The 20,419-nt window shown below is 68.3% G+C and carries 14 protein-coding genes and 3 pseudogenes; 12 read left to right on the forward strand and 5 right to left on the reverse strand.

Translation table 11 applies throughout. The features are described from left to right. The first annotated feature begins 17 nt into the window (after window positions 1-17). Entirely contained in the window at window positions 18-809 is a 792-nt protein-coding gene (locus Q4V64_RS01915; RefSeq protein ID WP_124436847.1) for an SDR family NAD(P)-dependent oxidoreductase, read from the forward strand. A gap of 859 nt (window positions 810-1,668) precedes the next feature. Here the strand turns inward: Q4V64_RS01915 and Q4V64_RS01920 are convergent. Both Q4V64_RS01920 and Q4V64_RS01925 read right to left on the reverse strand, forming a co-directional pair. After that, window positions 1,669-1,935, reverse strand: coding sequence for a hypothetical protein (locus Q4V64_RS01920; RefSeq protein ID WP_253266638.1), 267 nt, complete (start codon window positions 1,933-1,935; stop codon window positions 1,669-1,671). Window positions 1,936-2,216: 281 nt separating this feature from the next. Next, window positions 2,217-3,167, reverse strand: coding sequence for an FAD-dependent monooxygenase (locus Q4V64_RS01925; RefSeq protein WP_216377511.1), 951 nt, complete (start codon window positions 3,165-3,167; stop codon window positions 2,217-2,219). 262 nt (window positions 3,168-3,429) lie between these two features. On the opposite strand from Q4V64_RS01925, the gene Q4V64_RS01930 reads away from it, so the two are divergent. The 5 genes and pseudogenes from Q4V64_RS01930 to Q4V64_RS01950 form a co-directional block, all read left to right on the forward strand. Then, the gene (locus tag Q4V64_RS01930) at window positions 3,430-4,707 is read left to right on the forward strand and encodes a bifunctional glycosyltransferase family 2/GtrA family protein (protein WP_124436848.1); all 1,278 of its coding nucleotides are present in this window, start codon (window positions 3,430-3,432) and stop codon (window positions 4,705-4,707) included. Window positions 4,708-4,766: 59 nt separating this feature from the next. Beyond that, on the forward strand, window positions 4,767-7,016 hold the full coding sequence (locus Q4V64_RS01935; protein WP_124436849.1) for a glycosyltransferase family 39 protein: 2,250 nt from the start codon (window positions 4,767-4,769) through the stop codon (window positions 7,014-7,016). Between the two features lie 30 nt (window positions 7,017-7,046). Then, on the forward strand, window positions 7,047-7,799 hold the full coding sequence (locus tag Q4V64_RS01940; RefSeq protein WP_124436850.1) for a response regulator transcription factor: 753 nt from the start codon (window positions 7,047-7,049) through the stop codon (window positions 7,797-7,799). Between the two features lie 56 nt (window positions 7,800-7,855). Continuing rightward, window positions 7,856-9,304, forward strand: a complete 1,449-nt coding sequence (locus tag Q4V64_RS01945) for an ATP-binding protein (protein WP_348540838.1) — start codon at window positions 7,856-7,858, stop codon at window positions 9,302-9,304. Between the two features lie 402 nt (window positions 9,305-9,706). Then, window positions 9,707-10,712: pseudogene (locus Q4V64_RS01950) on the forward strand (IS630 family transposase); the annotation flags it as partial. 242 nt (window positions 10,713-10,954) lie between these two features. Here Q4V64_RS01950 and Q4V64_RS01960 read toward each other — a convergent pair. Together Q4V64_RS01960 and Q4V64_RS01965 are read right to left on the reverse strand one after the other, a co-directional pair. Beyond that, window positions 10,955-12,727, reverse strand: a complete 1,773-nt coding sequence (locus Q4V64_RS01960) for a family 43 glycosylhydrolase (RefSeq protein ID WP_124436851.1) — start codon at window positions 12,725-12,727, stop codon at window positions 10,955-10,957. Between the two features lie 253 nt (window positions 12,728-12,980). Then, entirely contained in the window at window positions 12,981-13,952 is a 972-nt protein-coding gene (locus tag Q4V64_RS01965) for an MFS transporter (RefSeq protein ID WP_124436852.1), read from the reverse strand. Window positions 13,953-13,960: 8 nt separating this feature from the next. Here Q4V64_RS01965 and Q4V64_RS01970 point away from each other — a divergent pair. Further along, window positions 13,961-14,647, forward strand: a pseudogene (locus Q4V64_RS01970) (transposase); the annotation flags it as partial. A gap of 129 nt (window positions 14,648-14,776) precedes the next feature. Here Q4V64_RS01970 and Q4V64_RS01975 read toward each other — a convergent pair. Continuing rightward, window positions 14,777-15,400: a TetR/AcrR family transcriptional regulator gene (locus Q4V64_RS01975; RefSeq protein ID WP_124436853.1), complete on the reverse strand. Its 624-nt coding sequence runs from the start codon at window positions 15,398-15,400 to the stop codon at window positions 14,777-14,779. Between the two features lie 407 nt (window positions 15,401-15,807). On the opposite strand from Q4V64_RS01975, the gene Q4V64_RS01980 reads away from it, so the two are divergent. The 5 genes and pseudogenes from Q4V64_RS01980 to Q4V64_RS54700 form a co-directional block, all read left to right on the forward strand. Further along, window positions 15,808-16,326 carry a sugar-binding domain-containing protein gene (locus tag Q4V64_RS01980; protein ID WP_124436854.1) on the forward strand — a complete coding sequence of 173 codons (519 nt, stop codon included), beginning with the start codon at window positions 15,808-15,810 and terminating at the stop codon, window positions 16,324-16,326. A gap of 61 nt (window positions 16,327-16,387) precedes the next feature. Then, complete coding sequence (locus tag Q4V64_RS01985) at window positions 16,388-18,049, forward strand: DUF5597 domain-containing protein (protein ID WP_172628948.1); 1,662 nt, start codon at window positions 16,388-16,390, stop codon at window positions 18,047-18,049. Window positions 18,050-18,309: 260 nt separating this feature from the next. Beyond that, on the forward strand, window positions 18,310-19,086 hold the full coding sequence (locus tag Q4V64_RS01990; protein WP_216377512.1) for a glycoside hydrolase family 3 N-terminal domain-containing protein: 777 nt from the start codon (window positions 18,310-18,312) through the stop codon (window positions 19,084-19,086). An 11-nt stretch (window positions 19,087-19,097) separates the two neighbouring features. After that, the gene (locus tag Q4V64_RS01995) at window positions 19,098-19,553 is read left to right on the forward strand and encodes a glycoside hydrolase family 3 C-terminal domain-containing protein (RefSeq protein ID WP_216377513.1); all 456 of its coding nucleotides are present in this window, start codon (window positions 19,098-19,100) and stop codon (window positions 19,551-19,553) included. A 757-nt stretch (window positions 19,554-20,310) separates the two neighbouring features. Continuing rightward, window positions 20,311-20,418: pseudogene (locus tag Q4V64_RS54700) on the forward strand (3-ketoacyl-ACP reductase); the annotation flags it as partial. Between the last annotated feature and the right edge of the window lies 1 nt (window position 20,419).

Genomic DNA, 20,419 nt, shown 5'->3' on the forward strand with positions numbered 1-20,419 from the left:
CTAGTACGCTCAGTGGCATGAGTGAATCGCTGAGTGTGGTAGTGACAGGTGGTAACCGCGGCATCGGGCGGGCCGTGGCGGCGGAGGCCGTCCGGCGGGGGCACCGGGTGGCGATCGTGGCAAGGCGGCCGGACGAGGGGGCGGCCGTCGCGCGTGAGATCGGGGCGAACCTCGTCGTCGGAGATCTGTCGTCTGCCCGGACGGCACGGCAGGCCGCGGCAGAGATCACCACTACCGTCCCCGACATCGACATACTCGTCCACAACGCGGCACTCTGGCCCGGCCGCCGCGAGCTCAACGAGGACGGGTTCGAGCAGGCGTTCTTCACGAATCATCTCGCGCCGTTCCTGATGAACCACCTGCTGGAGGAGCGGCTGCGCAGGGTCGTGCAGGTCAGCGCGGGCCTCTACCTCAGGGGAAAGATCGATCCCGACCGAACTCCGACCGGCGAGGACTTCCACTCCATGAGGACCTACTGCAACACCAAGCTGGCCAACCTGCTGATGGTCCCGCTGTTCGCCGAGCGGTGGAAGGACGCCGGGAAGACGATCGATGCCGTGCATCCCGGCGTCCTGCGGACCGGGCTCGGCGAGCACGGCCGGGCTGCAGGGCTGGTCGCCAACGCCGCCAAGCGATTCTGGAAGTCCGCCGACGAGGCAGCCCCAGCCATTGTTGACCTCGTGACATCCAAGGGCACGGGCCGGTACTTCAACAAGGCGAAGGAGGAACCGTTGAAGGGGCCTGCTCGCGACACCGCCCTCGCACACAGGCTCTGGGACGACGCCGCGAAGACCCTCGATGTCGCCTGACAGATCGGCGTCCAAGCCGGCCGTCTCCTGACGGCGAGGCCGAGGCGTAGACCATCTTCGGCCTCGTCGTCGGCCGTGTCCTGTTCAGGCTCCGGTCGAGGGAATCGGTGTGGTGGGTTTCTGCGCTGTCGCGGGCCGGGTGAATATGCGGCCGGTCGTCGATCATGGTGTTGAGCAGCGCAGGGTCATGGGGCCTTGTGACGCTTGCGCTTCGGTGTCACCGGGGAATCGTCGGTGTTCCTATTCGGTCAGCTCCCACAGGTGTTCTCGCCGTCGTGTTTGACGCCGAAGGGGAACCGGTGCACGCGCTCGGGATCGCTGGAGGGGATGGAGAACAACGCCCGGTGGTGGGTGTCGTCGCTTGCACTCGGGTGGTCCTATGGAGACGAAAGCCAGACCGTAGCGTTCCTCGACCGGATACCACGGCTACCGCGCCGCATCGCGACGACGCCCACGATCAGGCTCGCAGGCCTGCCCCGGTGCGCGCAGTGTTCGACGACCACACCGGGACGGCCTCGGCGATAGCGGAACACGGTCAGATCCTCGCCCAGCCCGGGTCCAATGCGGCACATCGAGAGTCGGCGTCGCCGACATATCCGAACGCCGTCCGGGTCGAGACACCACGGCCGCTCGTTCAATGAACAAGGGTCGTGGGAAACATCTTACTGATCTTTGATCCGTGAAGTTACGGACGATGAGGGTCAGGCCGGTCACGGCGGCATCCGTCGATCAAGTCAGATCGGTACTGGATCTTCTTCAGGGCCCGTCTGATCACGTCCAACGAGTTCGTCGAAGCCGCCCACGGCAAGGTTCGCCAGCGGCTCGCGGACCAGCAGCGACCAGATGCCTTCGGCCGGGTTCAGATCCGGCGCGTAGGACGGGAGCCGGAAGACGCGTACCAGCTGGACTTGGCCTCGATGAAGGCGGTCATCTCGGCGCAGGTGTGCCCGGTTGAGTCCCAGATCAGCACGATCGGGGTGTCGAGCTCGTGGTGGGCCAGCACGAGGAAGTCGCGGTAGTCGCGCCAGGTGAAGCTCGCCTGCTCGCCCTTGCGCCGCTGGTAGCGGTGGAGACAGAACAGCAGCCGGGAGCGGTGGCCGGGCCGGTAGCAGACCAGGCCGGCCACCGAGATGCGGCCGGAGGTGCGAGGCCCCTGGGATCCGCATCCCCAGGTTCATGGCCTTGCGCACAGCGAGCTCCGCATTGTTGGCGGGCACGAAGAACATGCGCTGATCCATGCCGTTCTGCTGGAACACGTCCACGTGGGGGCGCAGGGTCTGTTCCCAGACGGCCAGGGCGCGGCGCACATCGGTGGGGTTGCGGTCCAGCATGGTGCCGAGGAGGTCCGCCCCGGTGATTCCCATCGAGACGCCCATGCCGGCGTAGAGGCTGACGCACCAGGCCGAGTCACCGACGAGTACGACCCGGCCGCGATGCCAGGTGTCCATCCGTGTCTGCTCGACCGAGTCGAACAACAGGTCCTCGGCGGTGTCCAGCCCGTCGAGCACCTCGCCCAGCAAGCGGCCGGTGGGCTCGGAACGCCGCGCGTACGCGCTGGGCCGGTGACTCCTTGAACTCGGCGTCCACGTCATCGGTGTGGTAGTTGAGCAGCACCGTCTGCGGACTGCCGGCGAAGGGGAAGAGCCACATCGACCGGTTGGCCTCCATCAGGGTGGCGCCGGCGTCCTGATGGAGTTCGCTGAGCGGGCCGGGAAGCTGGTAGGCGACCGCCATGTAGTTCAGCCGGTGCAGGTACTTCTCGTGCGGTCCGAACACGAGGGAGCGCACGGTGGAGCGCAGCCCGTCCGCGCCGACCACCAGATCGAACCGCTCCGTGACCGAGGTGTCGTCCGCGGTGTTGTTCATCGTGACGTCCACGCCGTCGGCGTCCTGCGCGATGTGGGACGGCACGGTCGAGTAACGGATCTCGACATCGTCGGGGAGCGCCGTGAAGGCGGCCTCCTCGACGTCGCCGCGCACCATCATCCAGGGACTGCCGGGCAGGTCGCCATAGCCGAGGCCGGGCCGACGGTTCCCCACGCGGTCGATGTCGTACGAGGCACTGCCGGCGGGGATGCGGTCGCTCAGATAGTCGAGGATGCCCAGGCGTTGCGCCGGGGACCGGCCGCCACCGAACAGTGCGACGAAGTACCCGCCAGTGCGCGCGCTCCCGCAGCAGCAGTTCCGCCGAGGCAGGCCCCCGCACCCCCGTGCCGGGGGCCTGGCCGGCGACCGCTCGATGACGACGGGCGTCCATCCGCTCTGCCGCAGTCGCACAGCAGTTGCGATTCCGCTGACACCGAGCCCGACCACGAGGGCCCGGCGTTCCTTGCTGTTCTGTATCTCGATGTCCTCCACTGAGCGTGCCGCATACCAGTGGCACAGCATCCTCTCGGCTGATTCCCGGGTGGCTGACCTCGGCTTCTCAGGTCGTAGCGCGAAGATTGGCCGCGTCCTTCGCCGCCTGCCGGCGGGCCGACTGACAGCGGACTCTCCGTCAATTCCCAGCTTGCTCCCCGTGTTTCCCCTGCCGCGCCGGTCAGAGTCGACCCGGCGCACCGTCAGGACGCGGGCACGAACGGGAGCCGCCCTCCACCGACCCCCACCGTTCGAGGAACTCATGACGCATACCAGCAGCAGCCTGCGTACGGTGCAGCGTTTTCAGCCGGCGTCGCGGGCCGGTGCCCACGGCTCGACCGTCACGCGCACGCCGACCGTCGAGATCGTCATCCCCGTCTACAACGAGGAACGCGCCCTGCCCGGCTGCGTCCGAACCCTGCACACCCGTCTGCGTGACGAGTTGCCCTACCCGTGGCGGATCACCGTGGCGGACAACGCCAGCGTCGACGGCACCCTGGCCGTGGCCCGGGAGCTCTGTGACGAACTGCCCGGTGTCGGCGTCGTCCACTTGGAACGCAAGGGCCGCGGTCTGGCGCTGCGCACCGCCTGGGGGACGAGCGACGCCGACATCGTCGTCTACATGGACGTCGACCTGTCGACCGGCCTCGACGGACTGCTGCCACTCATCGCCCCGCTGGCCAGCGGCCACTCCGACCTCGCCATCGGCAGCCGTCTCGCCCCCGGTGCCCGCACCGTGCGCGGCCCTCGCCGCGAGTTGATCTCGCGCTGCTACAACGCGCTGATCCGGCTCACTCACGGCGCTCGTTTCAGTGACGCCCAGTGCGGATTCAAGGCCGCCCGTACCGACGTGCTCCGCCCACTCCTGGCGAAGACCCGGGACGACGCGTGGTTCTTCGACACCGAACTCCTGCTGCTCGCCGAGCACAACGGACTACGCATCCACGAAGTCCCCGTGGACTGGGTGGAGGACGTCGATACCCGGGTGGACGTCGTCGGCACCGCCACCGACGACCTCAAAGGCCTGTGGCGCATGGCCCGGCTCAAGGCGTCGGGCGCCGCCCGCGTCCCGGTGCCGCGCCGCCCGGAACCCGCCGCCGAGCACCCCGACGCCGTCCTGGCCCCGGACGCCGCCCGCTCCCAACTCGCCTGGCAGATCAGCTGCTTCGTCCTCATCGGTATGGCCTCGACTGCGGGACAGGCCCTCCTGTACTGGCTGCTGCGCGGCTGGTGGCAGCCCGCCGCCGCCAACTTCGTCTCGCTCCTGGTACTCACCCTCCTCAACACCGAGGCCAACCGCCGCCTCACCTTCCGCTACTCCGCCGACGGTGTCAGTGCGGGGCGGGCGCACCTGGGCGCCGGAGCGCTGTTCGTCCTCGGGTATCTGATCACCTCGGCCGCGGTGCTGCTCTTCCGCGACGCCGTACCGGACGCGTCGGCCGCCGCCGAGACGCTCGTGCTCGCCGCCTCCTCGGTCCTGGTGACCGGCATCCGCTTCCTGGTGCTGCGGCTGGCCGTCTTCCGCAGCGGCACCCCCTGACCGCTGTACGACCTCCCCGCGACCGATCCCCGTACGACTCCCCGAGAGCGAATCCCACCATGACCCACACCACCGAGACGCAGCCGAGCACCGTCGTGCGCCTGCCCGTCACAGGACACGCCCTGCCGCGCTGGGCAGCCCCCGCCGCCCTGGCCGCGATCCTGCTCCTGTCCGCCCTGCTGTACGGCTGGGCCCTCGGCTCGCTCGGCTGGGGCAACAGCTACTACTCGGCCGCCGTGAAGTCGATGGGCCAGGGCTGGACCAACTTCTTGTTCGGTTCCTTCGACCCGGCCGGAGTCATCACGGTCGACAAGCCACCGGCCGCACTCTGGCCGCAGGTCGTCAGCAGCAAGATCTTCGGCCTGCACGGGTGGGCGCTGATCCTGCCCCAGGTGGTGGAGGGTGTCGCCGCCGTCCTGGTGCTGCACCGTACGGTCCGGCGCTGGGCGGGCGAGGGCGCGGCGCTGCTCGCGGCCCTGGTAATGACGCTGACGCCGATCACCGTGGCGATCAACCGGGACAACAACCCCGACACGCTGCTGGTGCTGTTCCTGGTGTCCGCCGCATACGCGCTGACCCGCGCCCTGCAGACCGACTCGGGCCGGCGTTCCACGTGGTGGCTGTGCGCGAGCGGGTTCCTGATCGGCTGCGGGTTCCTCACGAAGATGATGGCGGCCTGGATGGTGCTCCCGGCCCTCGCCGCGGCCTGGCTGGTCGGCGCGACGGGGACCTGGCTGGTGCGTGTCGGGCGGCTGCTGATCGCCGGTGCCGTGTGCGCGGTCTCCTCGCTGTGGTGGGTGGCGATGGTCGCCTGGTGGCCCGGTGAGCAGCCGTACATCGGCGGCAGCACCGACGGCGGCGCCTGGGACCTGGTGACCGGCTACAACGGGCTCGGCCGGGTCTTCGGCGAGAGCACGAGCACCGGCGGCATGGGCAACTTCGGCGGCACCTTCGGCGGCGAGGCGGGGCTGCTGCGGCTGTTCAACGATCAGGTGGCCGGGCAGATCAGCTGGCTGCTGCCGGTGAGCGCGGTGGCCCTGGTCGTCGCGGTGGCAGGGACGGTGCTGCGCCGGCGCGGCAGCGGCTCGGCGGGCGAGGCCCTGGCGGGCTCCGGGTGGGTGCTGTGGGGGACCTGGCTGCTGGTGTGTGGCCTGGTGTTCTCCAGTCAGGAGGGCGTCTTCCACCCGTACTACACGACCCAACTGGCCCCCGCCGTAGCCGCGTTGACTGCGGGTCTGGTGACTGCGCTGGCGCGGGCGCACCGGGCCGGGGCGCGCTGGGCACTGCCGGTCGGCGCCGGGACCGTGCTGGTGACCGTGGGATGGGCCGCCGTCGTGATCCGCCGGGTTCCGTCCTGGAACGGGTGGCTGGCCTGGGTCGTGCTGCTGCTGGGACTCGTCGCCGTCGCACTGCTGATCGCCGCGTGGCGGACGGTTCGCCTGGTGCCGGTCGCCCTGGGCGGTGCGCTGCTGGCGGTCCTGCTCGCGCCGGGCGCGTGGGCGGTGAGCGTGCCGGGCGGGTCGGGGTCAGCGTTGAGCGGGGGCAACCCGACGGCCGGGCCGGCGACGATGTCGTTCGGCGGGAGCGGCGGCGGGCTGCCTGAGGGGCTCGAGTTGCCCGAAGGCGTCGAGTTGCCGGAGGGCCTCGGCCAAGGCGGGTCGGGAATGCCCGGCGGGACGTCGGGCGAGCCACCCGAGGGTATGCCTTCCGGGGCGCCCACCGACATGCCCGGGGCCCCCGGCGCGGGCGGAGGGGACGGCTCGGGCTCCACGGGAGGCTCCATGCCCTCCGTCCCCGGAAGCGGCGGCGGGAGCGGCTCGGGCAGCCGAGGCGGCATCGGAGGCTTCGGTGGCACGACCCTCAGCTCCGAGCAGCGCAAGATTCTCGACTACGCCACCGAGCACTCCGTCGACGCCCGCATCACCCTCGCGGTCGAAGGCGGATCCATGGGGTCGGCCACGTTCATCCTGAACAGTGACGCCACGGTCATCGGTATGGGCGGCTTCAGCGGCAGCGACAACGCGCCTTCCGTGCAGCAGCTGCGGAAGTGGACCAAGAGCGGCGAACTGCGCTACGTCCTCGGCTCCGACTCCGGCTCCTCCGGCGGCTTGGGCGCTCTGATGGGCGGCGCGGACAGCGCGGCATCCCAGCGGTCGACGTGGATCAGCGAGAACTGCACGAGGGTGCCCGCGAAGGAGTACGGCGGCAGCACCAGCGGCTCTGGCGGCGGCGACTCAGCCGCTGGCGGCATGATGGGCCTTACGGCCACCACCTTGTACGACTGCGCCGCCAACAGCACCACCCAGTAGCAGCGGCGGCAGAACGGATGACACAGCACCATGCCCGAACCGCCCTCCGCCCCTGCTCCGCACCGCCTCCTGGTGGTCGAGGACGACCCCGGCATCCGCATGCTGCTCGAGTCGGCGCTGCGACTGTCGGGCTACGAGGTCGCCGGCGCCGCCACCGGGCAGGACGCCCTGCGGGACATCGAGGGCCTGCGCCCCGACCTGGTGCTGCTGGACGTGATGCTGCCCGACCTGGACGGCCTCGAGGTCACCCGCAGCCTGCGGGCGGCCGGCGTGCGGACACCGGTACTGTTCCTCACGGCCCGCGGTGAGGTCACCGACCGCATCGCGGGCCTGGCCGCGGGCGGCGACGACTACGTGACCAAGCCGTTCAGCATCGAGGAGGTGCTGCTGCGCATCCGCGCCATCCTGCGCCGGACCGACCCCGACCACCTGCCGGCCACCGAGGGCGCCGGCAGCGGGATCCTGCGCTTCGCCGACCTGGAGCTGGACGAGAACGCCCATGAGGTGTACCGGGCCGGCGAGTACATCCCGCTGTCTCCGACCGAGTTCAACCTGCTCGCCTACCTGATGGAGAACGCCAGCCGGGTGGTGAGCAAGACGAAGATCCTCAACCATGTGTGGGGGTACGACTTCGCCGGCGACGGCCGCATCGTGGAGACCTACGTCAAGTACCTGCGCCGCAAGATCGATCGCTTCGATCCGCCCCTGCTGCACACCGTGCGCGGGGTCGGTTACTGCCTGCGGCTTCCCCGGGGCCACCATGCGACAGGGACCGACCGGTGACACGCGCGCCGCGGACACGGCGCCCCCGTTCGCTGCGCAGCCGCCTCGTGTGGGGCATGACCCTGCTCGCCGCGGCCACTGTCCTCACCGCACAGACCATCGGGGTGCTGGTCCTGCACTCCTGGCTGCTGAACCGAGTCGACCAGCAGCTCACGGAGTTCATCCTCCCCGGCCGCGCCAAGCTCCCCAGCAGACCCGCCCCGGACTCCATCACCCTGCCCTCGGACTTCCGGCTCACCTTCTACGACGCCTCAGGTGACGAGCGGGGAACCCTGGGCGATGGGGAAAAGCCGGGGCCGGAACTGCCGCACTCCACGAGCGCACTCCAACTGACCAAGGGGCACCAGGCCATCGTCCCCGCCGTATCCGGCGACGGCCACTGGCGGGTGCTGTGGAAGAACGGACCCGTCGAGGACACCAGCTTCGTGGTCGCCCTGCCCCTCGACACCGTGGAAGGGGCCATGGACAAACTCCTGGCCCTCAACATGGCCGTCTTCGCCGCTGCCGTGGTCGGGCTCATCGCCGTCGGCCGGTGGGTGGTCCGCCTCGGCCTCCTTCCGCTGACCCGGATGGAACACACGGCTCAGGACATCACCGCCGGGGATCTGAGCCTGCGACTGCCCGACACCGATCCGCACACCGAGACCGGCCGCCTCGGCACCGTGCTGAACGACATGCTCGACCGCCTCCAACAGGCCTTGCGACAGCGAGAGTTCTCGGAGGCCCGGCTGCGTCGCTTCGTCGCCGACGCCGGACACGAGCTGCGTACACCCCTCACCTCCATCCAGGGCTTCGCCCAGCTGGCCCTGCGCCACCCCGACCGCCCCGCCGCACAACGCCGGGAGGCCGACGAACACGTCGCCAGGAACGCCGAGCGCATGAACCTCCTCGTCGACGACCTGCTCCTACTCGCCAAGCTCGACCAGGAGCCCGCGTACCGCACCGCCCCCGTCGACCTGCTGTCCCTCGCGGCCGACGCGGTGAGCGCGGCGGCCGTACGCACGGGCGGCGAGTACCGAGTGACGCTCAGCCCTCTCGACAAGAACGACGAGAAAGCCGAGGACTCCGGACTCGAGGTCGTGGAAACGGTGGGAGATGCCCACCGCCTGCTCCAGGTCGTCAACAACCTTCTGTCCAACGCGCTCGTCCACACGCCCCCCGGCACCTCCGTCGACGTACGCGTGGGCACCGCCCGCGCAGGGGCGACGACGGGCGGCACCGACCGCCCCGGCCGCACCAGCGCCTCCCCACCCCTGACCGAGGACACACCGATCCACGTGATCGAAGTTGCCGACCAGGGGCCCGGTCTGCCGCCGGAGGAGGCCGAGCGGGTCTTCGAGCGCTTCTATCGCGTCGACCCCGCCCGCTCCCGTGACCACGGCGGCAGCGGCCTCGGCCTCGCCATCGCCACAGCGATCGCTCAGGGCCACGGCGGGCGCCTGGAACTCGACACCGGAGCCGGTCCGGGATGCACGTTCCGCCTGGTTCTCCCCGCCCGTGAATGACCGGTGCCCCGCTCGGACGCCGCGGGCGTCCGCGAAGCACAGCGCGCGCTTCTCGGTGACGGCGGCGGAACCAGGCGCAGCACCGATCGAACTGATAGTTCGGCTAGTTCAGAGAGGTCGGGCGCCTTGACGTGAGGGTAGAGGACGACGACGCCGTCGGGGCGTCGGGCCTGATCGACGGCTAGGTGGATGCGATCAGCGGGACCGCCACTGAACAAGACTTGACCTGTTGTTCGTCGCCAGTGCTTCCCGTTCCCCATGCTCGGACTCTACGAGGCCAATCCGCGGGTCCGGGATGATATGGCCATCCGGGCCGACGTCCGCCGGGCACGCGCAGCCGCTCGGGAGACTCCGCCGCCCGGCGGGCAGCAGACGGGTCGACGACAGCCTGCGCGAGCGCCATTGTGGCGTGCCTTCGCCCTGGCCCCACACCGCTGCGAGACGTTCAAGCTGTCCACGGATCCGCTGTTCATCGACAAGGTACGCGACGTCGTCGGCCTCTACCTCGACCCGCCGGAGAAGGCGCTGGTGCTGTGTGTGGACGAGAAGTCGCAGATCCAGGCCCTGGACCGTTCGCAGCCGGTGTTGCCGATGATGCCCGGAGTCCCCGAACGCCGCAGCCATGACTACATCCGCGCCGGCACCACCACCCTCTTCGCGGCCCTGGAAGTGGCCAGCGGCAGGGTGATCGGCTCGATCCATCGCAGGCACAGGGCCGCCGAGTTCAAGAAGTTCCTGACCAAGGTCGACAAGGAGGTCCCCGCAGACCTCGACGTACATCTGATCCTGGACAACTACGCCACCCACAAGACACCCGCCATCAAGAGGTGGCTGCTGGCACATCCCCGCTTCCACCTGCACTTCACGCCCACCGGCTCATCCTGGCTGAACCTGGTGGAACGATGGTTCGGCGAGCTGACTGCAAAGAAGCTCCGCCGCGGTGTCCACCGTTCTGTCCAGGCCCTCGAACGAGACATCCGAGCCTGGCTCGCCGACTGGAACGAACACCCCAGAACCTTCATCTGGACCAAGACCGCCGACGAGATCCTCGGCAAAGTCGCCGCCTACTATGCCTCTTTGGAGACCACCGCGCGGCAGTTGGTGCGGGTCGCCGGGTCGCGCTGGGCGATGGAGGAATGCTTCCGGTCCGCGAAGAACGAGTGCGGCCTGGACCAGTACCCAGTTCGAAGTCCGTCGTTATGTGGGCTGGTACCGGCACATCACCCTCGCCATGCTCGCGCACGCCTTCCTGGCGGCCACCACACACCAGGTCAGGGAAAAAGGGGCGGAACCGGCGGGACGGCCAGGGTCATCGAGCTCACAGTGGCGGAGGTTCGGCGACTCCTGGCAGCTTGTCGGCCCCGGCCCCCGCACCTGCGCGGGCACCGGGGCCGATGCCACGCAATGAACTGGCCGAACTGGCGTCGGCGACGCCAAGCAGTCGCCCGGCGCTGCCATTACCAGCGGCGACGGCACACGTTCCGGGGGGCGGCCTCCGTGAGACCGCCCCTCACCACTCCATGACCCGCCACACTCCAGCCGCCCAGCGAAACCCGCAGGTCAGACAGCGAAACGCTGCTGGAGTACTAGGCGCGGAACATGCCTGCGCCGGTGGTCATTTCGGCGTTCAGGGCGGGACCGGCGTTCCACCTACTTCACAGACACACTCTCGCCGGATGCGATACCGGATTCGCCGAACGCGTCAACGGCGACCCAATACTCCGCGCCCGCGTTCAGTGACCGCAAGTCGAGTGCCGTTCGCTCGTACACCAGCCAGCTGTGATAAAGCTTTTCCGGGTGTCGGCCGTAGCGGATGTTATAGCCGATGGCTCCCGCGACAGCGTCCCACTCGATCCTGGCGGTGCGGTCATCCACACGGGAGGCCCGAGCGCGGACTGGGCACGGAGCGTCGCCGTCGCCCGCCCCGAAGACCCGCACACCGCTGATGGCGAAGACGCCATCGAACGGCAGTCGGCCGCTGGTCACCCGTACGAACCGTGTCTGCTGCGGCGCGTCGAGGACGATGAAGGCGTGCGGAGCATCGCCACCCGCGCTCCGGGAGTCCCGCACGAAGGTCCACTCCTGACCGTCCTTCGAGATCTCGACCACGATCTCCGCCGGCTGATGGCTTGGAAAGATGCCCCGCCAAGAATGACCCATGTCGGCTCCTTCGGACGCCTGGGGTGCGACGCCGCTCAACTCATGATCTGCCAGATTGATCTGCAAGGAGTGCACGGTCTTGCTCACGCCCAGGTCGACGGTCAGAGACTCGCCCGGTTCGCGGCTGGCGGCCGCCCACCAAGTGCGGACGTTTTCGTCAACGGCCGACGCCGGGTCGTGACCGGACGCCGAGGACGAAGCGACGACATCCGCCTTGTACGAGAGCAGCATCCAGGCGGGGGGCGTCCACGGATCGAACGGTCCGTCCGGGACCACCAACGGGAAGTCAGCAAAGTTCTGGTTGCAGAACAGCACACCGTCGTCGTCGAAGCCTGCGGGGAAAATGCCGATGCGTCGCTCGAACACGTCATTCACCGAGATGCGCATGGTCGCCGCATGCCACCAGTTTCCATGACGATCCTGGAAAGTGCTGCCGTGTCCTGCTCCGGTGATGAACCCTCCCGGTTTGGAGGAGAAAGGGCTGTCAAGCGAGTACTCAAAGGGCCCCAGGGGGGACGTGGCCGTGTAATACCCGTCGGCATAGGTGTTCAGCTGTGTGGCGGGCGCTGCGTACTGCAGATAATACGTCCCTTCATGCTCGGTCATCCACGGACCTTCGATGTACGGGTCAGTACCCTCGACCAGGGCGACGAGTTTCTCTCGCTCCGTCTGCGGCGGTACGACAACATGGTCCTCGCCGAGTTGCTCCCAGCCGTGAGCAGAGACATCGGACCTGATCAGAGGCGACGGGTCGCCGATCGGGCTGAAGGTGTCCGAGAGCCGGACTCCGTAGAGGGGCGTCTTGTTGTCACATCCCCAGTAGAGGTACACGGAGTTGTCGGTGTCCTGGAACAGGTTCGGATCCCAGAAGGGGAAGGCACCGGGCGTGACCTCGACGAAGTCATCAGACAAGGGATCGATGCTCCGGAAGAAAGGACAGTTGTCCTCCTTGCGGGACGCGCTGAGGTAGAGCGCTTCGTCGATCTCCCGGACATCCGGCGCGTAGTCAAGGGCCGGCAGCTTGGATGTCGCGCGGTACTCCCACCGCACGAGGTCCTCAGAGTGCCAGAACCCTGCGGACATCGACGCGAACATGTAGTAGCGGCCCCGGTACAACACGATGGACGGATCCGCTGCCTCCCGATGCACGCTTCGCCGCGGCTCACCGAGCTTCATGCCATTGACCGTGCCAGAGAAACGGATGTCCTGGTAACGGTAGGCAATATCGAGCGGATTACAGATCACGCGTTCAGTAGAGGTCATCGGGACATCGTCCTGTCGGTCGGTTTCTTCAACTTGGCTGCCGGGCTGATCAGTTGTGTCTGGAAAGAAGGGAAGCCCCTGGTAGGCGGGTTTTCGGCCACGAGTAACCCATTCGCCCGAAGCAGCACTTAAATGTCTACCCGTGGGAAAACGATCTGTCCAGATCGACCCTGCGGCAGGGGAATTGCGTGATCGCGAGCTGCCTGGTACTACAGTTTTCCTGGAGCCGCTGGGTCACCCTCGCCATGCTCGCTCATGCCTTCCTCGCCGTCGTCCGTGCAGACGACCGCAGGCATCCGGCGGACAGTTTCTGCCAGGCCCGTTCTGGGAGCTTCCTGGCCGGCGCGTCGGTGCGGAACCTTCCTGCGCCGGTGGCCACGTCAGCCGAGTAGAGTTGAGTGCCTGGTCCGCGGAGTTGAACACGGCCAGGCCAATTCCGTCGATGACGGTGTAGGTGAACAGCGCCGGGACGGACTGGAACACGGCGAGGATCAGCAGACCGCCGGCGACGACGATCGCGTCGCCCATGACCAGGATCTTCCGACGCCCCAGACGGTCGGATATGGGCCCCGGAAATCGACCCGAAGAGCAGGCCGAGCACGAGGTTGATCAGCGCGGTGATGCTGATGATGCCTCCGGCGTCGGCCTTCGGAAGGCCGATGAAGTCGGTCAGGATGTAGAGCTGGAAGGCCGAGACGGAGTACGCGGCGATGACGAACAGGAACTTCCCGGCACCGGCGAGGTAGAAGTCGCGTGCTCCCCTGGTGGGGAAGCTGAAACTTGCGAGCAGTGTTCGGGCGTCGAGCGGCGAGCGTTGTAGGTCGGTGCTGGGGCGGTCCGGTGCCAGCAGCGCCATCACTGTCCCGGAGATGAGCACGACCACGGCGAACATGAAGAAGCCGACCGAGGGTCTGGAGACGAAGGCCCCGGCGGTTGCGGTGCCGACCCCGGCGCCCGCCATCAGCGAGACGCCGTAAACGGCCGAGTACGAGCCCTGGTGAGCGGTAGGCACCCGATCGGGCACCACGGCGATGAGCCCGGCGGTGATCGCGTTGACGAAGAACTGGAAGAAGAGCCATCCGGCGATCAGTATGGGGATGTTCGCTGCGAACCCGCAGATCAGCAGCCCCACACTGCATCCGGCGGAGCCCAGCAGCATCGAGGGTGTCCGGCGTCCGAGACGGCCACGTGTCCGGTGTGAGAGGGCGCCGAAGACGAGGTTCATCGGCAGGGACAGGTATCTTCCAGGCCCTGGAGCGGGCGTTCGACTACTCCGCGGCCAAGGCCCCGGTCGTCATACTGACCGAGCATCAGACCTCGGCAGTCATCCGCCGGATCGGCGTCAAGCGGCTGACCGCCTGGCTGGAACGCCGCAAGGTCTGCGGCGCCGCCGACGTCGCGACCGGGGCCGTCGAGGCCGCCCGGACCGCCGCCCTGTCTCGGGAGGCCCGGGCCCAGAAGCTGGTACTCGACCCGGCCCACCTGCCCCTGGCGCTGGATGAACGGATCAAGGACAACGACCGAGAGATCCGCGACAGCCTCCGCACGGATGACCGAGCCGAGATCATCGAGTCGGTGCTCGGCATGGGCCCCATTCTGGGCGCCGAGTTCGTCACCATCGTCGGCGATCTGTCCGGCTACCGTGATGCCGGCTGCCTGGCCTCGCACGCGGTTTTGGCCCCCGTGCCCCGCGACTCCGGTCGCTCCACCGGCAACCATCACCGGCCTGAACGCTGTAACCACCGTCTGCGCCGGCTCTTCTACAGGTCCGCGCAGTACTACCTCAAGAAGCGAGCCGACGGGATGATCCGCACCCAGGCGATCCTCTCGCTCGCCCGTCGCCGCGCGAACGTGCTCTGGGCAATGCTGCGTGACAAGAGGCGGTTCACCTCCGCCCCGCCAGCCACGCAGGCGGGTTGACACGATCATTTGGATTCTCCTTGACTGCGCGTGCGTGATCGGGGAACCGACCGCCTCAATCCCTAAGTTAGGTTCGTATTTCGAGATTGTTTTGGACGCTAGCACACGGCTCAAGTCGTGTGGAAGCTCTCAGACCACGTCGTCAATCACCCCTGCGATGAAGGCCTCGATGCCTGTCGAGATGTCCACCGCACCTGGGTTGTACAGCCACTGGATCTGGAGTCCATCGATGACAGCGACGAGCAGGTTCGCGAGGACGTCCGGCTTCGTGTCCACCTTCAGGCGTCCGCGACCGCGCAACTCTGCAAAGATCCGGGTCAGGTGGAGGCGCAGGCTGTCGTAGCGGGCCCGGTACAACTCGTGCGCGGGATGCTCGCTGACCGTGGCCTCACTCGAGATGATGCTGTGCAGCTGAATCAGCCCTGGTCGGGTCTCATTGGCGTGCGCGACTCGCAGTTGAGTCTGCAGTACGTCCAGGTCGTCGGCTTCCCGGACGATCGCGGCCGTCTCCCGTTCGTGTGCGGCGAGCACCTCGACCAGCAGTTCCGCCTTGCTGTCGAAGTGGTGCAGCAGTCCGGTCTGGCTGATGCCGGCTCGCTCTGCGATCTCCTTCATGGTGGCGCCGTGGAATCCTCCGGCCCCGAACGCCTCGATGCAGGCGTCGAGGATCTTCTGCCGCACCTCGGCGGTCTTCGCGTAGGCCCCCCGGGGGCCGCGGGCCCCGATGCTCGCTGCCTTCGTCTGCTTTGTCACAGGTCGAGCATAGGGTCGATCCCAGCACCTGTCTCAATGTAGAATCACGCTTCTATTTTAGGCGTAGGCGAGGCTACGGTTGGCGCATCCATCCGGTACCGACGTCGCAACCCGCGTGTGCCCCCAGGCGTCGGCTCATACGCGTCCCATGGAGACCTTGTGACCACGATCCAGCCCGAACTCCTTTTGGGGGTCCGCCACGGCGAGCCAATGGGTGGAGGGCGACAACACCAGCAGCAACCGGGGGGCTGGCGAAGAACGCACGCTCGGCGCAGCCCGGCGGCGAGGCCGTCGCTCACGACCACCGTTACGACGAGGGCGCGCCGCTGCCGGCCAGGGGCCCTCTCACCCCCCGTCGACGCGGTGGCGAATGGACCGGCGTCGGATTGTCGAACAAAGTGGAGCCCGTGCTCCGCTCCGCATTCAACGACAACTGGCAGGCCCGCCCCAAGGTGAACCCGTTCGTCGAATTGTCCGGGGTATCCCTCCCGTTCCAGCCGGTGACCGTGCCGCACGACGCGATGATCGGGCAGGAACGGGTCGCCCCGGTCGAGTCGACCGGAGCCGAGGGTGGCGCCGGCACCTACTTCCCAGGAGGGACCTTCGAGTACCGCAAGACGTTCCACGTCCCCGAGGAACTCCGGGGCAAGCGGATCCTGTTCGAGTTCGAGGGCGTCCACCGCGACGCCACGGTGCACATCAACGGCGACTACGCCGGGCAACGCCCGTATGGCTACTCCCATTTCCACATCGATGCCGACCGGTCCCTGCGCTTCGGCGAGGACAACGAGATCCGCGTGGTGGCCCGCAGCCACCACGACTCCCGCTGGTACACCGGTGCGGGAATCTACCGCGACACCTGGATGCTGTTCACCGCTACGGCGCCGGGCTGCGACGTGGCCCAGACCACTGTCACAGCCACATGAGCGAGCACCCCATGGCCGACCCCGATGCCCCGCTCCGAGTCCACCGACTGAGAGAAAGACCATGTCTGCAGCTATCCCCGGACAGCCCACCCGAGTGCGACTGGAAGGGCTGGACCTGCTCATCGACGGTGCTCCCTTCGTTCTCCTCGGCGCCGAAGTACACAACTCCAGCTCCAGTACCCCGCAGGCCATCAGCACGGCCTTCGACAAGGTCAGCGCTCTGGGCGCGAACACGGTCCTCGCGCCCGTGGCCTGGGACCTGTGGGAGCCGTCGGAGGGAACCTTCGACACCGCCCTGCTCGATAGCATGATCACCGCGGCCCGTGAGCGCGGCCTGAAACTGGTGCCGCTGTGGTTCGGATCGTGGAAGAACGCCATGTCCTCGTACGTCCCGGCATGGGTCAAGCAGGACACCGACCGCTTCCCCCGGGCTCACACCACGACGAGCGGCCGGATCGAACACCTGTCACCGTTCGCCGCCGAGTCACGCGATGCCGATGCCCGCGCCTTCCACGCACTCATGGACCACCTGCGGGACGTCGACCAGCAACAGACCGCGGTAATGGTCCAGGTGGAGAATGAGGTGGGACTCCTCGGCGACTCCCGCGATCGCAGCCCGCTGGCCGAGAAGGCATTCCACTCCACGGTCCCGCCTGCCGTCGTCGAAGCCATCGCACGGTCTGGCCACCTGCCGGTGCACCAGGACTGGCTCGCGGCGGGATCGCGCCGCGAGGGGAGCTGGCCCGAGCTACTCGGCCAGGGGCCCAACGCCGACGAGGCGTTCATGGCCCACGCCTACGCCGCCTACATCGAGCACGTCGCCTCTGCCGGGCGGAAGGCCAACGACGTGCCGCTGTACGTCAACGCCTGGCTCGACGCCCCACTGGAACTGGACCTGCCCACAGGCCTGAACCGCGAGCAACCCCCGCAGGAAACCGCGCCCGAGACAGCCGGCACCGTCGCCCTCGCCGGCGGCCAGCAGCCCGGCACCTACCCCAGCGGCGGACCGCTCCCACGCGTCGCCCCGATCTGGCAGACCGCCGCCCCCACACTCGGCTTCCTGGCCCCGGACATCTACTTCGGCGACACCAACGCGATCTGCCGCGACTACACCCAGGCGACCGGTCGGCTCTTCATCCCCGAAATGCGCCGCAGCCCGGCGGGCATCGGCCTGATGTTCACGGCAATCGGCGAGTACGGCGCGCTCGGCGTCGCCCCGTTCGGCGTCGACTCCCTGCCTGGCGACACCCCGGACGGCGTGGCCCTCGCCGACGCCTACCGCCTGCTGACCGCGGCGACCGACCGCACCCGCGCCGGAGCGAGGAGGGTCACGGGATTCATGCTCGACCACGAGCGCCCCACTACCCGGCACTCGGCCGACCCGTACACCCTGGCCTTCGACGCCCCAGGTCCGTTCAGGCAGTCCGGCGGCCCCGCCTACGGGCTGGTCCTGCAGGAGGAACGGGACCAGTTCCTCCTGGTGGGCCGCGGTTTCACGACGAGATTCACGGCAGCTCAGGACGCCAGGGTCGGCATCCTGTCCGTCGAGGAACTGGACTTCGACGGCCGATGGACCGTCACCCGCCGACTGGGCGGCGACGAGACCTCGTCGGGCGCCTCAGTGCGGCTGCACAGCCTTGACGCTTCCCAGCCGGCCTTCTTCCCGATCCCTCTCCCGCTGACCTCGACCGGGATCGTCCGCGTCCGTCTTTACACCTACTGAGCGGACAAGGCCGTCCCCGACTGCCTCGTGCCTTCATCCGTGCTGCCACCTTTATCAGGGCAGTGCCCTGGCTGCCCTGCGACTGACCGGACCGGGCGAGATCCGCCTCACCGCCACCGCGCCCGGATGCGAACCGGTCGACGTCACCGTCAAGTGACAGAGCACCTGGTGTCCTCACCCAACGAGGCGAGGGCACTCCGGCCGCTCCCACACCGGACACAGGCCTGCTGTCCGCGCTGCGCCCCCACGGCGTGGGACACTTGTCACTCGCTTGGTTCCTGGGACACGACGCCGAGAGCCTGCGCAGGGCGCTCGCTGACATCCAGGACGCGGTCCGGCAGGCATCGCCCTTCGGTATCGGAGCCCTGGTTCACAACGAGGGCATCAACGGGTTCCTGCACGCGTCCGGCTCCCAGTTCCCGACGGCATGGGGACAGGCTGCCACCTGGGATACCGAGCTGATCCAGCGCGCCTCCGCGGTGACCTCCGCGCACATGCGACACGCGGGAATGCATCTGCTCTTCTCCCCAGTCATGGACATCAACCGCGATCCGCGCTGGGGCCGCGTACACGAGACCTACGGCGAGGACCCAGAACTGGTTGCCCAGGTCTCCGTCGCGTTCGTCCGCGGTGTCCAAGGCGCCGACCGGGACCCGGGTGTGCTGGCGGTGGGCAAGCACTTCCTGGGCTACGGTGCCTCCGAGGGCGGCCTCAACACTGTGATCACTCAGTTGGGCCGGCGCGCCATGACCGATGAGTACGAGCCGTTCCGCCGCTCCCTCACCGAGGCTGGGCTCTGCGCGGTGATGAACTCCTACAGCGAGATCGACGGCATTCCGGCGAGCGCGAACCGCTGGCTGCTGACCGAGTTCCTGCGCAACACGCTCGGCTTCGAGGGCCTGGTCGTCAGCGACTACGACGCAGTGAACCTGCTGCGCACCGCCTACCGCACTGCTGACCATCAAGGCCCGGCTCGGCCTCATCCCCGCGTTCACCGCGCCCCGAGCGGCCACGCGGTCGGCGCTCCCCGACCGTGAAGAGGCCGTCCGTGTCCGGCAGGCGATCGCGGAAGCGGGCTGTGGTCCTGCTCGACAACGACGGCACTCTGCCGCTTACCCCGGGCGAGCGCAGGATTCTGGTGGTCGGTCCCGCCGCGGACGACCTGCGCATCCACTTCGGCACCTACACGTCCGTCGCCCTCGGTGAGATGCCTTTGGGCATGCGAGCGGTGATGGAGGGCCGGGTCCCCGGCGTGGACCCGAAGACGTTCGTGTTTACCGACATCTTCCAGACCCGCATCCCCGCCTTCGAGGGGATCTTCGAGGCCGAGGCCCGGAAGATCCACCCGGATGCCCTGACCGTACTCGAGGCCCTGCGCCAGATCGATGCAAGGGTCGACTTCTCATCGCTGGCCGGTTCACCTCGGACCCCGAGGCATCCCCGCCTCTCGACGCCGCGGCAGTGCGCACTGCAGCTGAGGGTGCCGATGTCGTCATCGCTGTAGTCGGTGAGCGCACCGGCTGGGTGGGCACCAACACGGCCGGAGAAAGCCAGTCCACCGCTTCACCCTCACTACCCGGAGACCAGGAGGAACTCCTCGCGCTCCTGGCCACCACCAGCACACCCCGGGGACCCGACGAAATGCGGCTCGTGGAGTGACGGAATGCCCGGGGTGGGTCAGCGGGCCGCACGGCCGCCGCGTGTTCGTCGGCGCTCGCGCCGGCCTCCGTGAGACCGCCCCTCACCACTCCATGACCCGCTACGCTCCAGCCGCCCAGCGAAACCCGCAGGTCAGACAGCGAAACGCTGCTGGAGTACTAACCGGGTAGTTCGTCCAGCTGGGCTTGGTCGATGCCTTCACGGAGGCAGTATTTCTGGATCTTCCCGGAGCCGGTCAGGGGGAGGTCGGTGGCGCGGAACCAGCGAGTGGGACGCTTTTCGCGAACTGCGCGATCTCCTCGCACAACGGACGGGCACCGTAGCTGTCGTGGACGGAGGTGGCCGCCCCACGGGATCGACCACGCCGCTGAGCCAGTCCGCCTTGGCCGGTGCGACCCCGACGGCGTTGCCAGCCTGGCCGCGCGCCTGGACCGCGAGCAGCTCCCGGTACGCCGGGTAGCTTTAGGTCGTTCCGCCCCTTCACCCGCGATAGCGGTGACGTCGATGTGCTCGGCGGGGTACGGGTTCTCGAAGAGCCCGGACTCGAACTTGGCCCGCAGCACCCGGCGGACGCAGACATCCACGGCACGCTCGTCCACCGCACCCCGGCGTACCTCCTCGACGAGGGTGCTGCCTTCCTCGCCTCCCCCGCCGCCGGCGAGATCAACGGGGTCGTGCTGCCGGTCGACGACGGCTGGTCGGCCGTCTGAG

Source organism: Streptomyces sp. NL15-2K (assembly GCF_030551255.1).
In the GTDB taxonomy this organism is placed as follows: Bacteria; Actinomycetota; Actinomycetes; order Streptomycetales; family Streptomycetaceae; genus Streptomyces.

Coding starts and splice junctions, on each gene's coding strand:
- Q4V64_RS01940 (WP_124436850.1), top strand. CDS start 7,047: ATGCCCGAACCGCCCTCCGCCCCTGCTCCGCACCGCCTCCTGGTGGTC.
- Q4V64_RS01945 (WP_348540838.1), top strand. CDS start 7,856: ATGACCCTGCTCGCCGCGGCCACTGTCCTCACCGCACAGACCATCGGG.
- Q4V64_RS01935 (WP_124436849.1), top strand. CDS start 4,767: ATGACCCACACCACCGAGACGCAGCCGAGCACCGTCGTGCGCCTGCCC.
- Q4V64_RS01915 (WP_124436847.1), top strand. CDS start 18: ATGAGTGAATCGCTGAGTGTGGTAGTGACAGGTGGTAACCGCGGCATC.
- Q4V64_RS01985 (WP_172628948.1), top strand. CDS start 16,388: ATGTCTGCAGCTATCCCCGGACAGCCCACCCGAGTGCGACTGGAAGGG.
- Q4V64_RS01965 (WP_124436852.1), bottom strand. CDS start 13,952: ATGAACCTCGTCTTCGGCGCCCTCTCACACCGGACACGTGGCCGTCTC.
- Q4V64_RS01960 (WP_124436851.1), bottom strand. CDS start 12,727: ATGACCTCTACTGAACGCGTGATCTGTAATCCGCTCGATATTGCCTAC.
- Q4V64_RS01930 (WP_124436848.1), top strand. CDS start 3,430: ATGACGCATACCAGCAGCAGCCTGCGTACGGTGCAGCGTTTTCAGCCG.